The organism is Actinomadura sediminis (genome assembly GCF_042675525.1).
GTDB classification, from domain to species: Bacteria; Actinomycetota; Actinomycetes; order Streptosporangiales; family Streptosporangiaceae; genus Spirillospora; species Spirillospora sediminis.
Genome location: NZ_JBHTJA010000001.1, coordinates 60,817 through 82,036, shown reverse-complemented (window position 1 = coordinate 82,036; position 21,220 = coordinate 60,817). Strand labels below are relative to the sequence as shown.

The following is a 21,220-nucleotide window of genomic DNA, read 5'->3' as shown; positions in this document are numbered from 1 at the left end:
CCTCACAGTTCGATCTCCACCGGCCCGGCGGCCGCGTTCACGCACGTCTGGACGATCTCGCCCTCGTCCCCGTGCACCCGTCCCGTCCGCAGGTCGCGCACCCGTCCCGCCGCGAGCCGGCCGACGCAGCCGTGGCAGATGCCCATCCGGCAGCCGCTCGGCAGCAGCGCGCCCGCGCCCTCCCCGGCGTCCAGCAGGCTGGTCCCGCCGGCGGCCTCGACCTCGACGCCGCTGCGGGTGAACCGGACGACGCCGCCCGCGCCGTCCACGGCGGCCAGCACGGGCCGGAACCGCTCCACCCGGAGCCGCTCCGGGACGCCGGCGTCGCGCCACAGGTCCCCGAGCCGCTCCAGCAGGCCCTCGGGGCCGCAGGCCCAGGCGTCCCGTCCGGTCCAGTCGGCGGGCAGGTCGTCCGGCGTGAACCGGCCCTCGACCAGCGTGTGCCGCTCCCGGTACCGCAGCCGCGGCAACCGGTGCCGCAGCCGCCGCAGCTCCGCCCCGAAGATCACGTCGTCGGCCGTCCGCGCCGAGTGCAGCAGGACGACGTCGGCGTCCGGCGCCCGCTCGGCGAGGTGCCGCAGCATCGCCATCACCGGCGTGATCCCGCTGCCCGCGGTGACGAACAGCAGCCGTTCGGGCGGCACCGCCGGCAGCACGAAGTCGCCCTCCGCCGTCCCCAGCCGGACGACCGCGCCCGGGCGGATCCGGTGCACGAGGTGGCTCGACACGAACCCGTCCCGCGCGGCCTTCACCGTCACCGTGACCCGGCCGTCGGCGCGCGGCGGCGACGACAGCGAGAACGTCCGCCGGTGCAGGACGCCGCCGATGTCCACCCCGACCCGGACCCACTGCCCCGGCCGGTGGCCCCGCCACGCCCGTCCGGGCCGGATGACGAGCGTCGCCGCCCCGGGCGCCTCGTGCCGCACCGCCTCCACGCGTCCCCGCGGCTCGGCGGTGCTCCAGAGCGGATTGATCAGTCCCAGGTAGTCGTCCGGCAGCAGCGGCGTCGTCAGCAACCGCGCCGCAGCCGAGAGCTTGGTCACGTCGCCTCCCCGTCACGGAACCTACTAGCGCGTAACCTACGGTCGCGTAACCATGGCCCTCCTTCAAGGCTTCATCGCCGAAAGCGACCGGCATCACACCATCAGGCACCGTGCCATCGACCAATGGTGTAATCAACGCCCGAAGAAGTGGCCCCGGACCCCCGGTCGACGTAGCGTAGGCACCGGCATACGAGCCGCGACGACGAGACGGGGGCCGGAGTGCGGGCAGCGAAGACCATCGGCGCGACCATCGCCTTGACCCTCGCGGTGGCCACCGGCTGCGACGGCGGCTCCGACGACACGACGATGGCGAGCCACGTCCCCGAGGGCCTCGGCTCCTTCTACGACCAGCGCCCCGGCTGGCGCGACTGCGGCGGCGGCTTCCAGTGCGCGACCGTCCAGGTCCCGCTCGACTACACGAAACCCGAGAGCGAGAAGATCGGCATCTCGGTGATCCGGCTCCCCGCCCGCGACAAGTCCGGCCGCATCGGCTCCCTCCTGACGAACCCCGGCGGCCCCGGCGGTTCCGGCATCGAGTTCGTCCGCCAGGCCGCCGCCGCGTTCGGCGACGACCTGCGCGCCCGCTTCGACATCGTCGGCTTCGACCCCCGCGGCGTCGGCGAGAGCGGACCCGTCCGCTGCAACACCACCGCCGAACTCGACCGGTTCTTCGCCACCGACACCTCCCCGGACGACGCCGCCGAACGCGAGACCCTCGCCACCCGCGGCGAGCAGTTCGCCGACAACTGCGAAGCCAAGGAGAAGTCCACGCTCCCGCACGTCGGCACCGCCGACGCCGCACGCGACATGGACGTCCTCCGCGCGGCCCTCGGCGACGACAAGCTCACCTACTACGGCGCGTCCTACGGCACCTACCTCGGCGCGTTCTACGCCGAACAGTTCCCGAAGAACATCCGCGCGCTCGTCCTCGACGGCGCCGTCGACCCCCGCCTCTCCTCGACCGAGATCCTGGCCGAGCAGGCGAAGGGCTTCGAGACCGCCTTCCGCGCCTTCGCCGAGAACTGCACCGCGTCCGCCGGCTGCCCCCTCGGCGACTCGCCCGACGCCGCCGCGAAGAACCTCGAGAAGTTCCTCGCCGAAACCGACGAGAAGCCCCTCACCGCCCGGGGCGACAGCCGCGAGGTCACCGAATCCCTCGCCACGATGGGCATCGCGACCGCCCTGTACGCCAAGGAGTACTGGCCGACCCTCCGCCAGGGCCTCGCCCAGGCCATGCAGCGCCGCGACGGCACGGTCCTCCTCACGCTCGCCGACCAGATGGTCGACCGCAAGAACGGCTCCTACAGCAACCAGACCGACGCGAACATGGCCGTGAACTGCGTCGACAAGCCCAACCCGCCGGACTTCCCGTCCTACGCGAAGGCCGTCGCGGAAGCCGAGAAGTCCGCGCCCCTCTTCGGCGAGTTCGTCGTCTGGGGCGGCCTCCCGTGCGTGTACTGGCCCGCCCAGACCGACAAGGCCCCCGCCCCGGTCACCGCCACGGGCGCCCCGCCCATCCTCGTCATCGGCACCACCCGCGACCCCGCCACCCCCTACGAGTGGTCCGAACGCCTCGCCGACCAGCTCCGGTCGGGCGTCCTCCTCACCCTCGACGGCGACGGCCACACCGCCTACCTCCAGGCCGATCCCTGCATCAGCCGCGCCACCGACCGCTACCTCGTCACCACCGAGCCCCCGAAGAACGGAACGGTGTGCCGCTGAAAACGGGTGCGCAAGCACCCCCTCGGACCCGGTAGACTTCATCCCGCCGTGCCCGCACGGCGCGCCGCCTTAGCTCAGTCGGCAGAGCGATTCACTCGTAATGAATAGGTCATCGGTTCGATTCCGATAGGCGGCTCCAGCTCAGAGGCCCCTTCCGATCATCGGAAGGGGCCTCTTGCTAACAGGGCTACGAGGCAGCCTCCATCGCCGTCACGAGGACGTCCGCCGCAGCCGTCTCCACCGACCGCACGACACCCGCGCGGACTCGAAGCGCGATCGCGGGAACGGCGCGCCGAGCCGCGCGGCGACGACGTCGGCGCTGGTCGCTCGCCTCTCACCACCTCGCGGCGTACAACGAGCGCTCGGCGGGGTGAGGTGCCCCGCCGAGCGCTGGTCGAACGCGGACCTGAGGGCAAGGAGATCACCATTGCTGGACGCGCCTGCAACGACCCGAGGACGGGCCGCGTCCGGCTGAGCCGCTGTCCGATGCTCGGGTTCACGATCTGCGGCACATCCACGCGACGACCTTGCTCCCGGCCGGCGTCCGGGGGCCGGAGGAGCGTCCGCAGTCGTGCAGCCGGCCCTCGGTTCGCTTCGGGTGCCGGGCCCCTCAACCCGGTTCCGAGCTCGTGCCGTGGTCTACCGCTTTTGCGCCCGGTAGCGCTTGAGCAGGGCGGTCACCCTCTCGTGGTCGGCGCCCCCGTTGAGTTCGGCGATGAGGTCATCGGGACATAGCTCGTAGAGATCTCCCCACCACCGCCGCCGCCGGTTGTCCCATATGCGATAACCGCCCGGAACGCCGCGAGCGACATACCGCCGCCTAGCCATACGCCACACCACCCGAATTGGGGCTCCGACATAGACACCCAAGAATCAATGTCTAGCACCGTCCGCGAAGACCCACGAGAGAGCCTCTCGTGTCCCTGGGCATCCCTCTGCTGGGCGCCCGTCGACCCGTCGCGCTCCGATCAGGTGCGGCGTCACCTCCGCCAGCGCCTCCAGAGCGGCAGGTGAGGCGTCGTTCTCTCGTCAAGCCATAGGGCCAGAGCAGGACCGTCAACAACCGTGTGGCCAGCGGGCCCATCTTCATTCCCTCGCCGAACCATTACCGCCGGCCAGAAAAGACTCCCCGCCGTCCGATGGTCGTGGGGTGCCTCCGGGCGGCGAGCGCCGACGCAACGTTCAGTCGAGGCCCGCGTAGACCCATTGGAGGGTGGACGAGCAGGGCAAGGAGTCGGTGCGCCGCGCGGTGAACAGGACGAACCGTGCCTCGCGCGGCGATCTGCCGGCGACTTCGCGGTCTTCGCTGTCCGCCTTGATCGTGCCGCGCGCGACGGGCTTGCCGTCGGCCAGCAGGGACCAGTCCACCGTGGCCGCACAACTCCGGACCTCGTCCTTGGTGAACATCGCGGCATCCAGGCGGACCCAGCCCCGGAACTTCGTACGCTCGTCGATTTCTTCCCGTGCGAACCGCGTCTGGACGACACCTGAAGCGGGAACTATCCATTTGAAGCCGGTCGGAGGACACGGACCGGAGTCACTGAAGCAGACCGGCTTCCGCATTTCCTCGGGTTTATCGCCCGATGCGTAGTCCAGCCCCTCAGTGGGGTCGGAAGTGACGGTGACATAGATGAGCACGGCGCTCAGCACCAGGCCGAAAGCCACGCACCCTGCCCCAGACGAGTCCACGGGCGCGACACCGTAGCGGTATGGATCGCCATGTCCGGACACGTGCCCTCCCGAGGTCCTGTCGCCCATTCATTTGGACGTGGTGCCGCGGGACAACGTTCAACGAAGGGTGGCGGCCTCGGCGGGGTGGCGAGCCGGTGATGAAGCCGGCCACGCGACGTCGTCGATCGCGAGCCATGGCGCGGAGGCCACGGCGGTGGGCGTGAAACCGGTGAACGTCTTGACCTCGCGGTGGAGGTGGGACTGATCGGCGTAGCCGCACCGGGTGGCGACGTCCACGGCGGCATGACCGGCCGCGAGAAGGTGGGCGGCGTGGTCGCAGCGCACCAGCCGGGCGGCGTGCTTGGGCGTGATGCCGAGCTGCGACCGGAAGCGCGACCACAGGCGCTTGCGGCTCCAGCCGACCTCGTCGGCCAGGCGGCCGACCCGCACCCGCCCCCGGTCGGCGAGCGTCCGCCGCCAGGCGTGGGCGACCTCCGGATCGACCGGGGGACGCGCGCCGAGCCGTCGGCCGAGGACGTCCGCGGCGATCGCGAACCGCTCGTCCCAGGACGGGGCGGCGCGCAGCCTGTCCTCGACTCGCGGGGCGTCGCGGCCCCAGACATCGGCGAGGGCCGCGACCGTCCCGGTGAGCTCGGACGACGCTCCGAGCACCGCGGCGGCGACGTCCGGCTCCAGGCGGATCTGCAGGCACTCCCCCGTCCCGTGGCCGGTGGTCCGGAGATCGCCGGGGAGCAGTCCGACGACGACACTGCCGCGCTCTCGCCGACCGGGCCCGTCGTGGACGATGCCGTCTCCGTCGGCCAGATCGATGAGCAGGGTGACGGACGGGTGCGCGACCATGGCGATGTCGACACGTCCGGGAACCCGATGGCGGAACCCGGCCATGCCGACCCCCGTCAGCCTGTTCGACCGTCGCGGGACGGCGACGTCCACGTCCGTCCAGTCGAACGGTGTTCCTGCCGGCACATGTGCAGCCTATGGCCGCCGTGCCGGGGGCGTCAGCGTCCCGCGGCCGCGAATTGCAGCAGCAGCTCGCCGGTGGTCTCGGGGGCTTCGAGCATGGGCATGTGCCCGACGCCGGGCAGCATCTCGACCCGCGCGCCCGGCACCTCGTCGTACCGGCGTGCCGACGACGGCTCCCAGCGGGGATCGGCGGCACCGAAGATCACCAGGACCGGGACGCCGAGAGCGGCCAGGCGACCGGGCAGGCTCCGTTCGGCGATGTAGGCGGTGTTCTTGCGCAGCGCCGCCCTGAACGTGCTGTACGTGGTGCTCCGAAGCTCGGCGACCATGTCGTCCGGCACGTCCACCGGCCGGACGGCCGTCGCCTCGATGCCCCGGCGGATCATCGCGTCCGAACGCCGCGACCACAGCAGCGGGCCGACGGGCGGCCCCAGCAGTACCCGCAGGACGAGCGGCTGCGCAAGGAGTGCATCGGGACGCGGCCCGGTGCTGATCAGCGCGATCGACCGCACCAGGTCGGGACGCTGTTCGGCGAGCGCGGTGGCGACGTAACCGCCGCTGGAATGGCCGACCACGGTGACGCGCTCCAAGCCGAGCTCGTCCAGCACCGCCGCCACCCGACGCGCGTGGTCAGGCACATCGTACGACTCCGCGGGCGGGGACTGCCCGCACCCCGGCAGGTCGACCCGGACGAGGTGATGGTGACCGGCGAGAGCCGGCACAACCGGGCTCCAAGAACCGCCCGACGCCCCCGACCCGTGGACGAGCAACAACGGCGCCGCCTCGCGCGAGCCGTCACGGACCACGTGCAACCGATACGAGGGTTCAACCTCAGACCTGCTCATGCCGACGACGATGCCCCGTCGCCCGTCCAGCCGTCTTGGACGAATGTTCCCACCGACCGACCACCCTCGCCGCGCATCGGCCACGTCAACGCGGTCACCCGACCGTGCCGGTCTGCCCATTTCTGTCGGGATCTCGGCCGCCGACACCCACGACGAGCTCGGGCCGGAGCCGCTGTTGCGCGGCATCCGGCCGCTCCGGTCCCGGCACGGCCCGCGCAGGCGCAGTCCGGACAAGCTGCACACCGACAAGGGCCACGACCACGCCGACCTACAGAGATGGCGGCGGGCCGCAACACCGTCCCGCGCATCGCCCGCTGCGGCATCGAGGCGTCCGACCAGCCTCGGCGGGCACCGGTGGGTGGTCGAGCGGACGGTGTCGTGCACGAACGGCTTCCGTCGCCAGCACTGCCGCCGTCCTCATTCGCTACCGCCACCTCCCCAAAAGAGACGACGTCTTAGAGGCTAGCGAGGCATCCGACACCATCCGCAAGACCGCCGAGGAATGCCCGGGCAGGTCGAGGTCGGCCAGCCGCATGAGCAGGGAGTCTGCGGAAGGGGCGCCGACATGAACGGCCGGTGGCGGGGAACTCGGCCGAGGGCCCGTTGACGGCTTGAGGGGTCCATGGAAGTCTGACGCTCCTATAGCGAGAATATGCTTCTCGCATCGGTCGGTGCTGCACGGGTCGGGAGGGCTTGTTCATGTTGGGAGTGCGAGCGATCGACCTTCGTGTCCCGGTGGCGACGCCGGACGGGACGCCCTCGGGATGGCAGATCGCGGCGACGGTGTACCTGCCCGCCCAGGCCTCGACGACGGCCGCGCCGGTGCTCGTCCTGTTGCCCGGCGGCGGGTACAACCGGCGGTACTTCGACCTGCCGGTGCCCGGGTTCAGCCAGGCGAGGCACCACGCCGAGCAGGGAACAGTGGTGGTAGCACTCGACTACCTGGGTGTGGGCGACAGTTCGGTCCCGCCGTTCGAGGCGACGGACCTGCCCACCGTCGCGGCCACCGGCCACGCGGCGACCATTGAGATCGTCGATCGGCTACGCCGGGGTTCGCTCGCGCCGGAAGCGGGTCCGCTCGCCGTCCGCGGCATCGTGGGTGCGGGGCAGTCGCTCGGCGGGCATGTCGTTGCCGGGATGCAGGCCTACCACCGGACGTTCGATGCGGTGGCGTTTCTCGGCAGCAGCATGGCCGGAACGGTGATGCCCGCCCGGGCCGGCGCCGAGTCCGCTGCACCCTATGAGGACGCGCGCGCGAGCCTGGACGCCGCTTGGGTCTTTCACTGGGAGGCGGTGACCGAAGCGGACGCCGCCGACTCGCCGCACGACCTCGCTTCGCTGGTCGCCGCGGACATCGCCGGGGGACTGCCCAGGCGAACCGCTCCGCCGCCGTGGGGGACGGGCACTTACCCCGGCTGCAGCACCCTCGGCCTGCGCCCCGAGGGCTTGGCCGTGGAGATCGCGTCGGTGAACGTCCCCGTCCTCCTGGCCACCGGCGAACGCGACGTCTGTCACCCACCGGCCGTCGAGGTGGCGACCCTCAAAGCCGCGACCGATATCTCGATCTTCGTTGTCCCCCGCTCAGCGCACATGCACAACTTCTCGCTCAACCGGCACCTTTTGTGGGGCCGCTTGGACGCCTTCGTCTCACGAACCACAGAGGGTCGGGCCGGCCATGCTCGGTCCGCCGCCACCTGACGGCCTCGGTCTGTCCGCACATCCGTCCGCTCCCCGAGGCCGCCCCGGGACCCGTGGCGGGCGTCGGCAACCGGGGCGCGTCTACTGGACGATCCGTAGTTGGCGCGCGGCTACCGGCAGGTGTGCGCGCCGCTGCGGGCCGGCGGTGCGAACGACCTGCTCGGTGCGGCGTTCGCCCCCCGAACCCGGTCGGCCGGGACGCGATCAAGCCGCTCGCGCGCTTCTTCGTCCGTCCCGGCCGGTCAACGGGTGGATCGGCCGGCGTCCGGCGGCCCCGCTCACGGCCGCCGGACGTCCGGGCCTACGCGTCTTGCGGTAGCGGGGCGGCGGACGGTTCGAGGTGTTCGGCGAGGATCTTCAGGTGGGTGTCGCGGGCGGCGGTGTGGCGCTCGCGGCCCTCGTTGGTGAGGCGGACGAAGACGCCGCGGCGATCGTCCGGGCAGATGGCCCGCTCGACCAGGCCGTGCTTCTCGAGCCGGGCGACCGTCCGGGAGAGGGCGCTCTGGCTGAGGTACATCTCCGCGGCGATCTCCTGCATGCGGCGCTTCTCGCAGTTCGCCTCGGCGAGCCGGTCCAGCGTCTCGTACTCGCTCATGCTGAGGCCGTGCGCGTCCTGCAGGGCGCGGTCGAGGTTGCACGCCACGGTGTTGTAGCAGGTCGCCAGCGTGCGCCAGCGGCTGACGAGAGCGGCCTCCGACTCCATGGCGCGGATCGTACCATGCACACGCATTAGATGCTCTCGAAATTTATGCGTGGACATTGAATGCGTGTGCATGTACTGTCCTGCGACGTGACTATCACCGACACCTCACCTGCCTCCGCCGTCAGCGCACCGGCCGAACAGACGTGGACTCCTCGGCTGTGGGGCGTCCTCGCCGTGCTGTGCGCCGTGTTGTTCCTCGACGGGCTCGACGTGTCCATGGTGGGCGTGGCGCTGCCGTCGATCGGTGCCGAACTCGGGCTGTCGACCACGTCACTGCAGTGGATCGTGAACGGCTACGTCCTCGGATACGGGGGCCTTCTCCTGCTCGGCGGCCGCACGGCCGACCTCCTCGGCCGCCGCCGGGTCTTCCTCATCGCGCTGGCCGTCTTCGCCGTCGCGTCACTGGTGGGCGGCCTGGTCGACAACGGCGCGCTGCTCATCGTCACCCGTTTCGTCAAGGGCCTCGCGGCGGCGTTCACCGCACCGACCGCCCTCTCGATCCTGACCACCACGTTCCAGGAGGGGCCCGCGCGCAACCGGGCGCTCTCGGTGTTCTCCGTGTTCGGCGCCAGCGGGTACTCGTCCGGGCTGATCCTCGGCGGCCTGCTGACCAGCTTCGGCTGGCGCTGGACGTTCCTGACCCCCGTCCCGCTCGCCCTGCTGGCCCTCGTCGCGGGCATCGCGCTGATCCCCCGCGACCGTCCCGCCGCGGGCGGCGGCCACGACCTCGTCGGCGCGGTGACGCTGACCGGCGGGATGCTGCTCGCCGTCTACACCGTGGTGTCGGCGCCCGAACGCGGCTGGCTCGACCCGCTCACGGTCGTCTCCTTCGTGGCGGCCCTGGCGCTCCTGGTCGGGTTCGTCGTCACCGAGAACCGCGTGCGGCACCCGCTGATCCGCCTCGGGATCCTGCGCATCGGCACGATCGTCCGCGCGAACCTCAGCATCGTCGCGCTGTTCGGGTCATACCTGAGCTTCCAGTTCATGATGACCCTGTACCTGCAGGACGTCCTGGGCTGGTCCCCCCTCGAGATGGCGCTCGGCCTCCTGCCGGCGGGACTCATCGTCGCCTTCGGCTCCCCGTTCGTCGGCCGCCTCATCGACCGGTACGGCACCCCGCCGCTGATCATCAGCTCGATGACGTCGCTGAGCCTCGGCTACGTCTGGTTCCTCGCGACCGCCGGGAACGCCCCGCACTACACCGTCACCATCCTCCCGGCGATGATCCTGCTGGGCGGCGGCTTCGCGTTCGGCTTCAGCTCGATCATGGCCCAGGCGACCGACGGCATCGACGACTCCGAGCAGGGCCTCGCGTCCGGCCTCGTCCAGACGTCCGGCCAGGTCGGCGCCGCGCTCGTCCTCGCGGTCGTCACCGCCCTCGTCGCGGGCGCCGCGCACGAAGGCGGCGACTTCGGCGGCTTCCACCCCGGCGTCAACCTCGTCAGCGCCGTCGCCGTCGTCGGCCTGGCCCTCAACCTGATCCCCCTGATCCGCACGACCCGCACGTCCGGAACCGCCCGTCCCTGACCGAGAACGTCACCGACCGGAGGGGAGGCGCCCGTACGGGCGCCTCCCCTCGCGTGGTTTCTCGACGCCGTTGGAGTCGGAACGCTCGACGCGTGGTCGGGTGAGACATGGGTCACATCGGCGGCGCATCTGTCACGGTTCGGTGCGCCGGGTCGCTCTCAGACGTGAGCACGACAGCGACGCCGAGCAGGGAAGAGTGATCATGCGTTCCGCCGCCACGATCGGAGCCGTCCGTTTCGTCAGCCTGCTAGCGGGGGAGTCTTCGCGGGTTTCCTCGTCACGGTCCTCGTGCTGGAACTGACCCTGCGCGACTACGGCCCTCAGGTCTACACCCAGGTCCGCCAAGTCGAGCTGGTCCGGCTGGACGACCTCGCCTCCGCCACCCTCCTTCCGGCGCTGATCGCCACCGCCGCTCTCATCGCCCTGACCGCCGGAGTGCGGGAACGCCGCTTCTGGCTGGTGGTGGCGGCGTTCGTCCTGTTGGTCGCGGCGTTCCTGACCTCGGTGACGGTCAACCTGCCGATCAACAGCGATCAGCTCGACTGGAGCGTGCAGGCGCCGCCGCCGGATTGGGACGGCGAGCGGGACCGATGGCAGGTGGCGCACGTCGTCAGGACCACCGCCGCCGTGCTCGCGTTCGGGTGCCTGGCCGCCGCCGCGCTGCTCGGACCGCCCCGCGCGCGCCGGTGAGGAACCGGATGCTCTCCGGCCATCGAGTGTCACATTCGGACTGTCGGGCTCCATCTCAGGAGCGGCTACGGGAGGTCACAGTGTCCGGAACTTCGCAGGCCGACCGGGTGGACGAGGCGACGGACCTGTTCGCCGACCATCGCGGGCTCCTGTTCTCCATCGTCTACGGCATGCTCGGCAGCCGCGCCGACACCGACGACGTGCTCCAGGAGACCTGGCTGTCGTGGTCCGCCAGGAAGCGGTCGGCCGACGCGGGGGACATCGAGAACCCGCGCGCCTACCTGATCCGGATCGCGGTCAACCGGGCTCTGGCCCAGCAGGCGGCGATGAACCGCCGCAGGGAGACCTACATAGGGACCTGGCTGCCCGAGCCGCTGGTCGAACCACTGCCGGAACCCGCGCTTTCGGCCGGCACCGACGACGCGGCCGTGCGCGCGGAGGCGGTGTCGATGGCGCTGCTGGTGGTGCTGGAGACGCTGACACCGGTGGAACGGGCGGTGTTCGTGCTGAATGAGGTGTTCGGCTACGCCCATACCGAGATCGCCGGGATGCTCGGCCGCAGCCCCGCAACGGTCCGCCAGCACGCGCACCGGGCCCGCGAGCGCGTCCGGGCGCGGCGCCCGCGCTTCGAGGTCGACCAGAGCCTGCGCCGGCGGGCGACCGAGCGGTTCCTGGAGGCCGCGATCGGTCGCGATATGGGCGCGCTGCTGGAGCTTCTCGCGCCGGACGTCACGTTGTGGACCGACGGCGGGGGCAAGGCCCCGGCGGCGGGTCGGCGTCCGATCCGCGGCCGCGACAACGTGGCACGGGTGCTCGTCTCGACCAGAGTCCGCTTTCCCCCCGGCATGGGCGTCGAGTACCGGCGGGTCAACGGGAACGTCTCCGCGCTGCTGTTCGACGGCGACTCCCCGTTCGGCGTCCTCACCCTGGACCTGACCGCCGATGGCGACCGGGTGTGCGGCGTCTACGCCGTCACCAATCCCGACAAGCTCGTCGGCGTCAACTGAAATCAACGATCACGTGAGGGAGGCGGCAATGATAGTTGTCACCGGAGCGACAGGAATCGTCGGACGCCCGCTCGTCGGGCTCCTCGCCGACGCGGGCGCCGACGTCCGCGCGGTCACGCGGGACGCGGGCGGCGGCGGGCTGCCCGAGGGCGTCGATGTCGTGGAGGGCGATCCGCGGCGCCCCGCCACGGTCGCCGCCGCGCTGGAGGGCGCCACGGCGCTGTTCCTGCATCCACGTGCCGTCGCGGACGCGAGCGCCGAGCTGGTGGCGCTGGCCCGGGAGAGGGGCGTCCGGCGCGTGGTGGCGCTGTCGGCCATGAACGTGGACGATGACCTCGCCGACCAGCCCTCCCGCCATCGCGGCGACCGCAACAAGGAGGCCGAGGACGCGGCGGTCGGCAGCGGGCTGGAATGGACGAGCCTGCGGGCCGGCTTCTTCGCGTTCAACGCCCTGACCATGTGGGGCGGCCAGCTCGGCGCGGGCGACGTCGTCCGCGGTCCGTACGCCGGGGCCACGGAGGCGCCGCTGCACGAGCGCGACCTCGCCGCGGTCGCGGCCCGCGCGCTGCTCGCCGACGACCTCGTCGGGCGCAAGCCGGTGCTGACCGGGCCGCGGTCCCTCACCCATGCCGAGATGCTCGCCGACCTCGCCGAGGCAATCGACCGGCCCCTCACCTACCAGGAGGTTCCGCCGGAGGCGGTCAAGGCGCAGATGGCGCGCAACGGTTTCCCGGAGGCTTTCGTCTGCTCCTATCTCGCCCTCGCCGCCAGGTCGGTGGGCCGTCCGGCCCTGGTCACCACTGAAGTGGAGAAGATCCTCGGCCGTCCGGCACGGACGTTCGCGGAGTGGGCCGCCGACCACGCCCAGGACTTCCGAGCCTCCGGCGGCTGAGCGCCCCGTGCTTGCGGGCATTGGCGCCGCGCTGCCGGAAACGCAGGTCGGCTGGCTCGCCTCGTCTGGCCGGGTAGGTGGCGGCCGGACGCGCGGGCGACCACGGTCCGGCGGCACCGATCGCGGCCGGTCGGCCGGCATCGGCACCGATCTCCCGGGCGGCGAGTCGCTGGGACGGGTCCGCAGTTCGGGGGACGGGGTTGCGGGCACACGAAGCCCGCTTCGTGTGAGGTTCGGCGTGGCGGATCGTCGAACGCGAGTACGGACGTGCCCCCGAGTTCGCTGGTGGGTTCGGCGTGGGGTTTCCGCCGGGATGGTCGGGGGTGGTCGGCCGTCCCGGCGGGGTGTCAGGGGTGGTCGAGGGCTGTCATGTGCCGCGTTTCCAGAAGGGGCGGCGGGAGGTGAAGTCGGCGAGGGTTTCGAAAGCGCGGGTCCAGAGGGCCTCGACGTCCGCATCGGGTGTCGTCGCCAGGGTGCGGAGCTCGTCGCGGAGGGCGGCGAGGGCGGCGGTGTCCCGCGAATGGGCCTCCATGCGCCGGACGATCGATTCCAGTGCGGGGAGCAGGTCGGTGAGGAGGTGGGTGCGGCGGTCGCGGGGGGTGTCGGGGACGGCGCGGAGGCGTTCCACGGCGCGGGCGATCTCGTCCTTGAAGGTCGTGCCGGTGGGGCGGGGCGCGGCGCGTCGGGAGACAGGGCGTGCGGCTCCGTACCCGGGAGGGGCGGGCACGGGCGCCGGGGCGAGCGGGGCGGCACCGGCCGGGCCGGCGCCGAGGAAGTCGGGGACGTCGATGTCGTCGGTCCAGTCGGAGCGGGCCGCCAAGGGGCGGGCGGCTCCTCGGGGCGGCTGGGCGACCCCGCCTGAGGGGGCCTCCACCGGCTGGACGACCCGGTGGAGGGTTCGGCCGTCGGCGGTGACGTCGGAGTCGACGGCGACGAACGCGGTGAAGCGGCAGAGGACGCCGAAACGCAGGGACGTGTCGACGATGCGTTGTTCGAGGTCTTCGCCGACGGTGTAGCGGTCTTCGAGGTCGCGGAGGTGGGCGCGGGCCCAGAGGTGCGTGGCGGCGCGGTCGGTGGTGCGGACCGGGGAAGCGTGCCGGGTCCATGCGGTCCCGTCCGGTCGTGTGCCGTGGAGGGTGACGGGGCCGGGGCGGCCCCGGTAGCGGCCCGAGACCACGAGGGGGACGCCCGGGAACAGGGCGCCGAGGCGTGGGGCCACCGAGTCGGGGACGATGTCGAGTTCGGAGTCGAGGGAGAGGTTCGTCGCGATGGGCGCGGCGATCCGGTGGTGGAGGTCCCGCATCGCCTCGTCCAGGCGGTCTTCGGACTCGACGAGTTCGCAGTGGCCGCCGCCGAGCGCGGCGAGGCGGCCGAGGAATCCGGCGTTGACCGCGCGGTCGATGCCGATGGTGTGGACGCGGACGTCCCGGAGCCGCGGGGCGAGGCGGGCGAGGATCTGGTCCTCGTTGCCGATCTGGCCGTCGGTGACGAGGACGAGGACCCGGTCGCGGGACGGGTCCGCGAGGAGACCGCCCGCTTCGAGCAGCGGGGCGAGCATCTCGGTGCCGCCGCGGGCCTCGAGGCCGGCGAGGTGCTCGACGGCACGGAACCGGTTGCGGTCGGTGCCCGGGACGAGGTCGAGGTCGAGGCCGCGGGGGGTGTCGATGACGTTGTCGAAGGACAGGACGGCGAATCTGTCCTCGGTGCGGAGGGTGTCGACGATGCGGGCGGCGGCGCGGCGGGCCGCGACCATCTTCCAGCCCCGCATGCTGCCGGAGCGGTCGAGGACGAGCACGACGTCGCGGGGGCGGGGCCGTGCCTCCCCGGAGGGGAGGACGGTGAGGGTGAAGGTGCCCTCGTCGCCGGCCTCGTCCGGGGCGAGGGCGAGGGACGCGCTCTCGTCTTCGGCGTGGCGGAGGCGGAGGACGAAGTCGCGGTCGAGGCGTTCGCCGGGGCGCAGGCTGATGCGCCCGTTCTCCTCGGCGACGACGTGCAGGGTCGAGGCGACGTCGGTGAGCGGCAGCCCGGCGGGGTCGATGTCGACGTCGATCGTCAGGCGGACGGGGTTGGGGAAGCCGGGCAGGAGGACCGGCGGGCTGATCCGGGACGCGTCGGGGACGGCGTCGGTGTCGTCGGCCGTGCCGGGGCCGGCGCGCTCGTCGTCCAAGGGGGCGCCGGGGATGTAGCGGGGCGCGACGACGAGGGGGAAGCGGAAGGTCGCCTCGTTGGCGGAGTCGCGGGAGAGCGGCTGGACCAGGCGGAGTTCGAGGGTGACCCGTTCGCCCGGCGGGATGTTTCCGACCCGCATGGCGAATACGTCGGGGCGGTCCTCTTCGGCGATCGCGGCCCTCCGGCCGGAGGCGATCGCGGCGTCGTAGTCGCGACGGGCGCGCCCGCGCTCCTTCAGGGTGCCCTCGACGACCCGGCCGGCGGCCTCCATGCGGAGCGCGGTGACGGCCGCGCGGTCGGGGAGGGGGAAGATGTACGTCGCCTCGAGCGGCACGTCGAACGGGTTGTGGAAGCCCTGGACGAGGTCGATGCCGGCGACGTGGCCGGTGATGGTCGCGTGGACGCCGACACTGTCGAGCGGCAGGTTGCCCTTGCCGGTCCTGAGCGCGCCGAGCCCGCTCTCGGGGTCTCGCGCGGGGGGATCGGGCAGTTCGTGGATGCGCACTGTCACTGGGACCTCCGTGGAGGGGCGGCGGTTCGGGTGAGACCTCGGCGGTGCAGTTCGTCCAGCAGCGGGCGGGCGGCGGATGCGATGGCGGCGAGGTCGGCGTCGGTCAGGTGGGACGCCTCCAGCAGGAGGGTGACGTCGGCGCCGAGGCGGACGCCCTGGACGACCGGGGGGCGGGATGTGCGGTAGTCGGTGACGGTCGCGGGGCGGTGGGAGATGTCGGGCCGGTCGCGCCAGAAGTGCTCCCGTTCCTTGCCGGTGGCCGGCGGCAGTTCGGCGATGCGTTCGAGCGACTCGTCGGTGGCGGCGGCCAGCTCGACCTGGATCTCGGCGATCGAGCGGCCCGCGGCCTGGCGGCGTTTCACCGCGACGAGCTGGAGCAGGTGCCGGCGGCCGTAGAGGGCGGTGCGGCCGCGGCGGCCCAGGGGCGGGTCGAGGAGGCCGATCGTGGTGTACCAGCGGATCAGTCGTTCGTTCGGCAGGTCGCGCACCCGGCCGTTCGCCGGCGGGGAGTCGCCGGCCGCGAGGGCCGCGGCGGCGCGGTCCGCCAGCTCGCCGATCGTCCAAGTGCCGTCCATGGGCCGATGATGACACTGTCATCGTGACACTGTCAAACCAATTCCCATAAGCGGACAAAGCGGGGTGATCGTTCCTTTCTTCCTAAAAGTTGCACGAGGGAATGATGATTGCCGAATTCAGTTCGGTGTGGTGTCCGATCTTGTGAATTTGCCGGTAAAGGGACCTTGGAGCCCCTACCTTTCACTCATGGACGACCAAGAACTGGTCGAGGCGCTGCGAGTGCGGGAACCGGACGCGCCGGCCTCGGTCTACGGCGCCTATGCCGACCGGCTCTACGCCTACTGCTGGTTCCGGACGCAGGCGCGGGACGACGCCCAGGTCGCTCTTCGCGACACTTTCATCGCGGCGGAAGCGCACATCGACAAACTCCGCGACCCCGAACTGTTCGGTCCGTGGCTGTATGCCATTGCGCGCCTGCAGTGCGCGCGTCGTCCGCCTTCGGAGGACCGCACGCCCGACCCGCCGGTGGCGAGTCACGACCAGGAGGACGTCGATCAGCGGCTCGTCTCCTGGAAAGCCGTGCAGGCGCTTTCGCCGCTCTCGCAGGACGTTCTTGATCTGCATCTGCGGCACGGGTTGTCGATCCCGGAACTGGGCGCCGTGCTGGGGCTCGCACCCGGCAACGTGCAAGACGTGCTCGATCGTGCGCATATGGAACTCGAGCAGACGTTGACGGCGGAGATGCTCGAAGGCCAAGGCCCTTACGGATGTGCAGAACGCGCCGCCCTGCTGAGGCAAAGAAGTAGCGGGACGGACGTGGACGGCCGCCTGTCGAGGCACGCGGAGGAGTGTTCGGAGTGCGAGGCGTTCTGTCCGCGCGCGGTTTCGGCGTCGAAGGTGTTCGGGTTGCTGCCGGTCGTCCATCCGCCGGACGAACTGAAACTCCGTGTGGTGAGCTGCTTCACGGATCCTGAACTGGTCGGGTACCGGTTGTTCGTCGCCACGAGCTTTTCCGGGTTCACGGCGGCGGGCTTCCCCCTTCAGGGCGACCGGTCGGCTCGGCCTCGCGCCTCCTCGCCGGGCGCGGCTTGGAAGCGCGCCCTGCTGGGGGTCGCCGCGGTCGCCGTCCTCGGCGGCGGGGGATTCGCGTGGGCGTCCTTCGGCGCGGACGGACGGGACGCAGAGCGGATGGACACGATCGTGGGGCCGAACGACACCCCCCGGCCGGGGCATGACCGCGCGTCGCCGTCTCCGGACGCCGTTTCCGGGGACGTGCCCGACCCGGGGCGCACGCCCTCCGTGACTCCTGTCCAAGGCCAGAAGCCAGAGGACGTTCCCCGGTCGTTGACGGAAAGCGGGATGCCCGGGCCTTCCGGCTCGGAGCAGGTCACGTCGACGCGTTCCCCTGGGAGTTCTCCGGGGCCGCCGCGCCCGTCCGCTTCCCCCTCGGCGTCGCCGTCGAAGCCGCCGCCGTCCGGGGGCGGAACGCCCGTCCCGTCCCCGCCCCCGTCACCGACGGGTGAGCCGGCGTCGCCGTCGCCGACCGGGCAAAGTCCGGCCCCGAGCGGGTAACGGTCCGCCCGCAACGCGGTGCCGGACGTTCCTCCCGTTGATCACGCGAACTACGATGCGTGATCAATTGCTCGCGCTGCGCATCACGCGTCGGGGGGAGGACGTGATCATGAGCGCGGCGAAATGTCGTGGCCGCATCTTCCGGATCTTCTGTACTTTCCGGACTCGCGGCACCGGGCTGCGCCTCGCCGTCCTGACGTCCGGTGCCGCCCTCGGCCTGACCTGCCTGGCCCCGGCGTCGGCCGCGCGCCCTCCGGCGGAGCCCCCGCCCAGCGCGCGGGACGTCGAGCAGAGCCGGCAGGACGTGCGGGAGCGCGCGGCGGCCGTCGGCCGGACGAAGGCCGAACTGGCGGTGGCGGACGGCGAGCTGCACCGGCTCGTCGCCGACGCGCAGGCCGCCGTCGAGCGATACCACGGTGAACGGTTGATGCTGGAACGCGCTCGCCTCGCCCACCGGGACGCGCAGCGGAGGCTGGCGGAGGCCGGGCGGCGGGTCGACGCCGCTCGGGCCGATCTCGCGGCCTACGCGGCGCGGATGTACCGGGACGGCAGCGGGCACGACCGCCTGGCGTCTGTGGTGGCGGGACGCGGCGGCCCGCAAGGGTTCATGGACCGGGCCGTCATGGCCAAGATGCTGGCCCAGCAGCGGGCCGGGATGGTGCGCCGGGTGGAGGCGTCCAGGACCGTGGAGGGCCTGTTCCGGCGTCAGGCGGAGGACGCTCTGGCCAGGCAGGGCGAGGCGGCCCGTCGTGCGGACGAGGCGAGGCGTCGCGCACAGGACGCCGTGGAGAAGCAACAGGCGTCCGTTGTACGCATCGAGGCCCGTAAGCGCGAACTCGAACGTCGCCTGGGGGCGGCCGAAGCGCGCGCCGCCGAACTCAAGCGCGCGCGGGAACGCGCGTTGGCGGAGTCGGCCGCGCAGAAGGTGAACTCCGCGCACGCCGATTCGGGCGAAGCCGTCCCGTCCGGTGAGCGCGGTGACATCGCGGCGAGAGCGGCCCTCAGATGGCTCGGGACGCCCTACTCGTGGGGCGGCGGCACCGTGGACGGTCCCAGCTTCGGTATCGAGCACGGCTCCGGTATCCGCGGATTCGACTGTTCGGGGCTCGCGATGTACGCGTGGGACAAGGCCGGTGTACGGCTCGACCATTGGACGGGCACGCAGTGGACGTCCGGGCCGCATGTCCCCTTGGACGAACTACGCCGCGGCGACCTCGTGTTCTTCGCCCGCGACACGTCCGACCCGGACACCATCCACCACGTCGGCATCTACATCGGTGAGGGACGCATGGTAGAGGCGCCGTACACGGGGGCGCGGGTCCGCGTGGCGGGCATCCACCGGAGCGACCTGATCGGCGCCACCCGTCCGTCCGGCTGAATGAACGAGGACCCTCCCGGAGGGCGTGTCCCTCACGGAAGGGTCCTCGTTCGCCTGCGACGAGCGGTATCGCGGAAGGGGCGGCCGGCCCCCGGCGGGGCTCAGTGCCCGCCCTGCTCCACCGCGCGCTTGCGGGAGCGCTCGATCTCGGCCTCGGCCTCGACGCGGCCCACCCAGCTGGCGCCCTCGACGGACTTGCCGGGCTCCAGGTCCTTGTAGACCTCGAAGAAGTGCTGGATCTCGAGGCGGTCGAACTCGGGAACGTGGTGGATGTCGCGCAGGTGCTCCATACGGGGGTCGGTCGCGGGGACGCACAGGACCTTGTCGTCACCACCGGCCTCGTCGGTCATCCGGAACATGCCGACGGCGCGGCAGCGGATGAGGCAGCCCGGAAAGGTCGGCTCCTGCAGGAGGACGAGCGCGTCGAGGGGGTCGCCGTCCTCACCGAGGGTGTCGTCGATGAACCCGTAGTCGGCGGGGTACTGCGTCGAGGTGAAGAGCATGCGGTCGAGGCGGATCCGACCGGTCTCGTGGTCGATCTCGTACTTGTTCCGCTGACCCTTCGGGATCTCAATGGTGACGTCGAAATCCAAGGTGTCCTCCGCTCCCTGCGCGTCGCAGTGAATAGTCTTTCGGGGGTCTGTGCGGGCGAGGCCGGCCCCCACGGTGTGGGTGTTCCCTCATATAAGGATGTCGCACGTTGGTGAGTGCTGAGTGGGAGAGGGGCGGCGACGTGTCCGGACGGGGCCGTGCCCTCGTCTTGTTGTCACTGTCCCTCCTTAATGTTTTCGCCGTCGCCGCGGCGTTCGCAGTGGTGAAACTCACACCGGCCAGGCATCTGTCCCCGCAACCGCCGAGCGTGGCGGCGCGGGACGTCGTCCGGGTATCGGCCGAGTCCTCCGCCGGGTCCCCGGCCGGGGTCTCCGCCGCCGAACCGGGCACGGGCCCCGTACCGGACGCGTCCGTCCTGGCGGGACGGCTGTCCGGGGCGATCGGCGGCTCCGGCACCGAGATCAGCGCGGTCGTGGTCGACGTCGCCACCGGACGGACGCTGTTCGGGCATCGCGGCGACCGGCCGGCCACGCCCGCCTCGACGACGAAGCTGGCGACGTCGGTGGCGGCGCTGGCCTCGGTGGGACCGGAGCACCGCATCACGACGCGGGTCGTGCGGAGCGCCGGAGGCGGCATCGTACTGGTCGGAGGCGGGGATCCTACCCTGACGGCGCTCCCGGCGAGCCCGGAGGACGATTCTCCGCAGTTCTCCCCGCAGTTCGCGTCACTGGACGACCTGGCGAAGCAGACGGCGGCCGCGTTGAAGAAGGCCGGGATCGGTCAGGTTCGAGTGGACTATGACGCGTCCGCTTACCAGGGGCCAGGGGCGGCGCCCACCTGGAAGCCCAACTACATACCCGACGGTGAGGTCGCTCCCGTGTCCGCCTTGGCCGTGGACAACGGCAAGGTCGCACCACAGGACCCGACCAAGCGGGCACGGGTCTCCGACCCTGCTGCCGTGGCCACGGCGAAGTTCGCGGAACTGCTCACCAAGAACGGTGTCTCCGCCAAGGCCGGGCGCAAGGTCGCCGCAGGTGAGGGCGCGGAAGAGTTGGGGGCGGTGCAGTCGCCGCCGATGTCGGTTCTCGTGGAGCACCTGCTGACCGAGAGCGACAACGACGTGGCCGAGGCCGTCGCGCGTCAGGTGGCGATGAACAAGGGACTGCCTGCGTCGTTCCAAGGCGCCGCGCAGGCGGTCATGCAGGTTTTGACGGAACTCGGTGCTGGACAGGGTGTCGCGGTCAACGACGGGAGCGGGCTGTCCCCGGCGAACCGCATCACGCCCCTCGCGCTCGCCCGGATCGTCTCGCTCGCCGCCGACGCGGAGCACCCGGATCTGCGCGCCACGATCACGGGCATGCCCGTGGCCGGTTTCTCCGGCACGCTCAGCCCGCCCCGGTACACCGGGCGGGCCAGCCGGGCGGGCGCCGGGGTCGTCCGGGCCAAGACCGGGACGCTCTCCGGCGTCAGCACGCTCGCGGGACTGCTGCGGGACGCGGACGGCCGCCTGCTGGCGTTCGCGTTCATGCTGGGCGACGGCAAGGGATGGGTGAACCCGCTGACGCTCGACCGGCTGGCCGCAGAGGTCGCGCGCTGCGGCTGCTGAACACGCGGCCGTCCTCGGTCGTCCTTGCGGGCGGCTCCCATGGGCGGGAGCGTGTGGGGAGTGCGCCACGGGAGATAACCAGAACGGTTGTTCGTTGAACGATCGTGGAGAGGCGCTGCGGCGCCGCGTCGAAA

General features: G+C 71.7%; 17 protein-coding genes and 1 tRNA gene. 10 read left to right on the top strand and 8 right to left on the bottom strand.

Translation table 11 applies throughout. The features are described 5' to 3' along the window. Nucleotides 1–2 precede the first annotated feature (2 nt). A complete protein-coding gene (locus ACFQ11_RS00360; protein WP_378295638.1) occupies nucleotides 3–1,043 on the bottom strand; it encodes a ferredoxin reductase in 1,041 nt (346 codons plus the stop codon). 219 nt (nucleotides 1,044–1,262) lie between these two features. Between ACFQ11_RS00360 and ACFQ11_RS00355 the strand changes: the two genes are divergently transcribed. Together ACFQ11_RS00355 and ACFQ11_RS00350 are read left to right on the top strand one after the other, a co-directional pair. Further along, nucleotides 1,263–2,765: an alpha/beta hydrolase gene (locus ACFQ11_RS00355; protein WP_378295637.1), complete on the top strand. Its 1,503-nt coding sequence runs from the start codon at nucleotides 1,263–1,265 to the stop codon at nucleotides 2,763–2,765. A gap of 63 nt (nucleotides 2,766–2,828) precedes the next feature. After that, nucleotides 2,829–2,904: transfer RNA gene (locus tag ACFQ11_RS00350), tRNA-Thr, on the top strand. A 1,043-nt stretch (nucleotides 2,905–3,947) separates the two neighbouring features. Here the strand turns inward: ACFQ11_RS00350 and ACFQ11_RS00345 are convergent. The 3 genes from ACFQ11_RS00345 to ACFQ11_RS00335 all read right to left on the bottom strand — a co-directional run bounded on the left by ACFQ11_RS00345 (nucleotide 3,948) and on the right by ACFQ11_RS00335 (nucleotide 6,265). Next, entirely contained in the window at nucleotides 3,948–4,430 is a 483-nt protein-coding gene (locus ACFQ11_RS00345) for a hypothetical protein (protein WP_378295636.1), read from the bottom strand. Nucleotides 4,431–4,553: 123 nt separating this feature from the next. Beyond that, nucleotides 4,554–5,423, bottom strand: coding sequence for a helix-turn-helix domain-containing protein (locus ACFQ11_RS00340; RefSeq protein WP_378295635.1), 870 nt, complete (start codon nucleotides 5,421–5,423; stop codon nucleotides 4,554–4,556). Between the two features lie 32 nt (nucleotides 5,424–5,455). Next, nucleotides 5,456–6,265 (bottom strand): alpha/beta fold hydrolase, encoded by an 810-nt coding sequence (locus ACFQ11_RS00335; RefSeq protein ID WP_378295634.1) that lies wholly within the window; start codon nucleotides 6,263–6,265, stop codon nucleotides 5,456–5,458. Between the two features lie 708 nt (nucleotides 6,266–6,973). On the opposite strand from ACFQ11_RS00335, the gene ACFQ11_RS00330 reads away from it, so the two are divergent. Continuing rightward, entirely contained in the window at nucleotides 6,974–7,963 is a 990-nt protein-coding gene (locus tag ACFQ11_RS00330) for an alpha/beta hydrolase (protein ID WP_378295633.1), read from the top strand. A 301-nt stretch (nucleotides 7,964–8,264) separates the two neighbouring features. Here the strand turns inward: ACFQ11_RS00330 and ACFQ11_RS00325 are convergent, their stop codons facing one another. After that, nucleotides 8,265–8,666 carry a MarR family winged helix-turn-helix transcriptional regulator gene (locus ACFQ11_RS00325; protein WP_378295632.1) on the bottom strand — a complete coding sequence of 134 codons (402 nt, stop codon included), beginning with the start codon at nucleotides 8,664–8,666 and terminating at the stop codon, nucleotides 8,265–8,267. Between the two features lie 87 nt (nucleotides 8,667–8,753). Between ACFQ11_RS00325 and ACFQ11_RS00320 the strand changes: the two genes are divergently transcribed. The 4 genes from ACFQ11_RS00320 (at nucleotide 8,754) to ACFQ11_RS00305 (ending at nucleotide 12,782) form a co-directional block, all read left to right on the top strand. After that, complete coding sequence (locus tag ACFQ11_RS00320; protein ID WP_378295631.1) at nucleotides 8,754–10,193, top strand: MFS transporter; 1,440 nt, start codon at nucleotides 8,754–8,756, stop codon at nucleotides 10,191–10,193. A gap of 288 nt (nucleotides 10,194–10,481) precedes the next feature. Further along, nucleotides 10,482–10,883: an anthrone oxygenase family protein gene (locus tag ACFQ11_RS00315; RefSeq protein WP_378295630.1), complete on the top strand. Its 402-nt coding sequence runs from the start codon at nucleotides 10,482–10,484 to the stop codon at nucleotides 10,881–10,883. 80 nt (nucleotides 10,884–10,963) lie between these two features. After that, nucleotides 10,964–11,890: an RNA polymerase sigma factor SigJ gene (gene sigJ, locus ACFQ11_RS00310; protein ID WP_378295629.1), complete on the top strand. Its 927-nt coding sequence runs from the start codon at nucleotides 10,964–10,966 to the stop codon at nucleotides 11,888–11,890. Between the two features lie 28 nt (nucleotides 11,891–11,918). Further along, the gene (locus ACFQ11_RS00305) at nucleotides 11,919–12,782 is read left to right on the top strand and encodes an NAD(P)H-binding protein (protein WP_378295628.1); all 864 of its coding nucleotides are present in this window, start codon (nucleotides 11,919–11,921) and stop codon (nucleotides 12,780–12,782) included. A gap of 367 nt (nucleotides 12,783–13,149) precedes the next feature. On the opposite strand, the gene ACFQ11_RS00300 is transcribed toward ACFQ11_RS00305, so the two are convergent. Then, the gene (locus ACFQ11_RS00300) at nucleotides 13,150–15,462 is read right to left on the bottom strand and encodes a VIT domain-containing protein (RefSeq protein WP_378295627.1); all 2,313 of its coding nucleotides are present in this window, start codon (nucleotides 15,460–15,462) and stop codon (nucleotides 13,150–13,152) included. Then, nucleotides 15,459–16,037 carry a MerR family transcriptional regulator gene (locus tag ACFQ11_RS00295; protein WP_378295626.1) on the bottom strand — a complete coding sequence of 193 codons (579 nt, stop codon included), beginning with the start codon at nucleotides 16,035–16,037 and terminating at the stop codon, nucleotides 15,459–15,461. The genes ACFQ11_RS00300 and ACFQ11_RS00295 overlap by 4 nt, the downstream gene beginning before the upstream one ends. A gap of 187 nt (nucleotides 16,038–16,224) precedes the next feature. On the opposite strand from ACFQ11_RS00295, the gene ACFQ11_RS00290 reads away from it, so the two are divergent. Next, complete coding sequence (locus tag ACFQ11_RS00290; protein WP_378295625.1) at nucleotides 16,225–17,550, top strand: RNA polymerase sigma factor; 1,326 nt, start codon at nucleotides 16,225–16,227, stop codon at nucleotides 17,548–17,550. 109 nt (nucleotides 17,551–17,659) lie between these two features. Beyond that, the gene (locus tag ACFQ11_RS00285) at nucleotides 17,660–18,928 is read left to right on the top strand and encodes a C40 family peptidase (RefSeq protein ID WP_378295623.1); all 1,269 of its coding nucleotides are present in this window, start codon (nucleotides 17,660–17,662) and stop codon (nucleotides 18,926–18,928) included. 101 nt (nucleotides 18,929–19,029) lie between these two features. Here ACFQ11_RS00285 and ACFQ11_RS00280 read toward each other — a convergent pair whose 3' ends face one another. Further along, nucleotides 19,030–19,521 (bottom strand): inorganic diphosphatase, encoded by a 492-nt coding sequence (locus ACFQ11_RS00280; protein WP_378295622.1) that lies wholly within the window; start codon nucleotides 19,519–19,521, stop codon nucleotides 19,030–19,032. A gap of 170 nt (nucleotides 19,522–19,691) precedes the next feature. Between ACFQ11_RS00280 and dacB the strand changes: the two genes are divergently transcribed. Further along, on the top strand, nucleotides 19,692–21,086 hold the full coding sequence (gene dacB / locus ACFQ11_RS00275) for a D-alanyl-D-alanine carboxypeptidase/D-alanyl-D-alanine endopeptidase (protein ID WP_378295621.1): 1,395 nt from the start codon (nucleotides 19,692–19,694) through the stop codon (nucleotides 21,084–21,086). Nucleotides 21,087–21,220 lie beyond the last annotated feature (134 nt).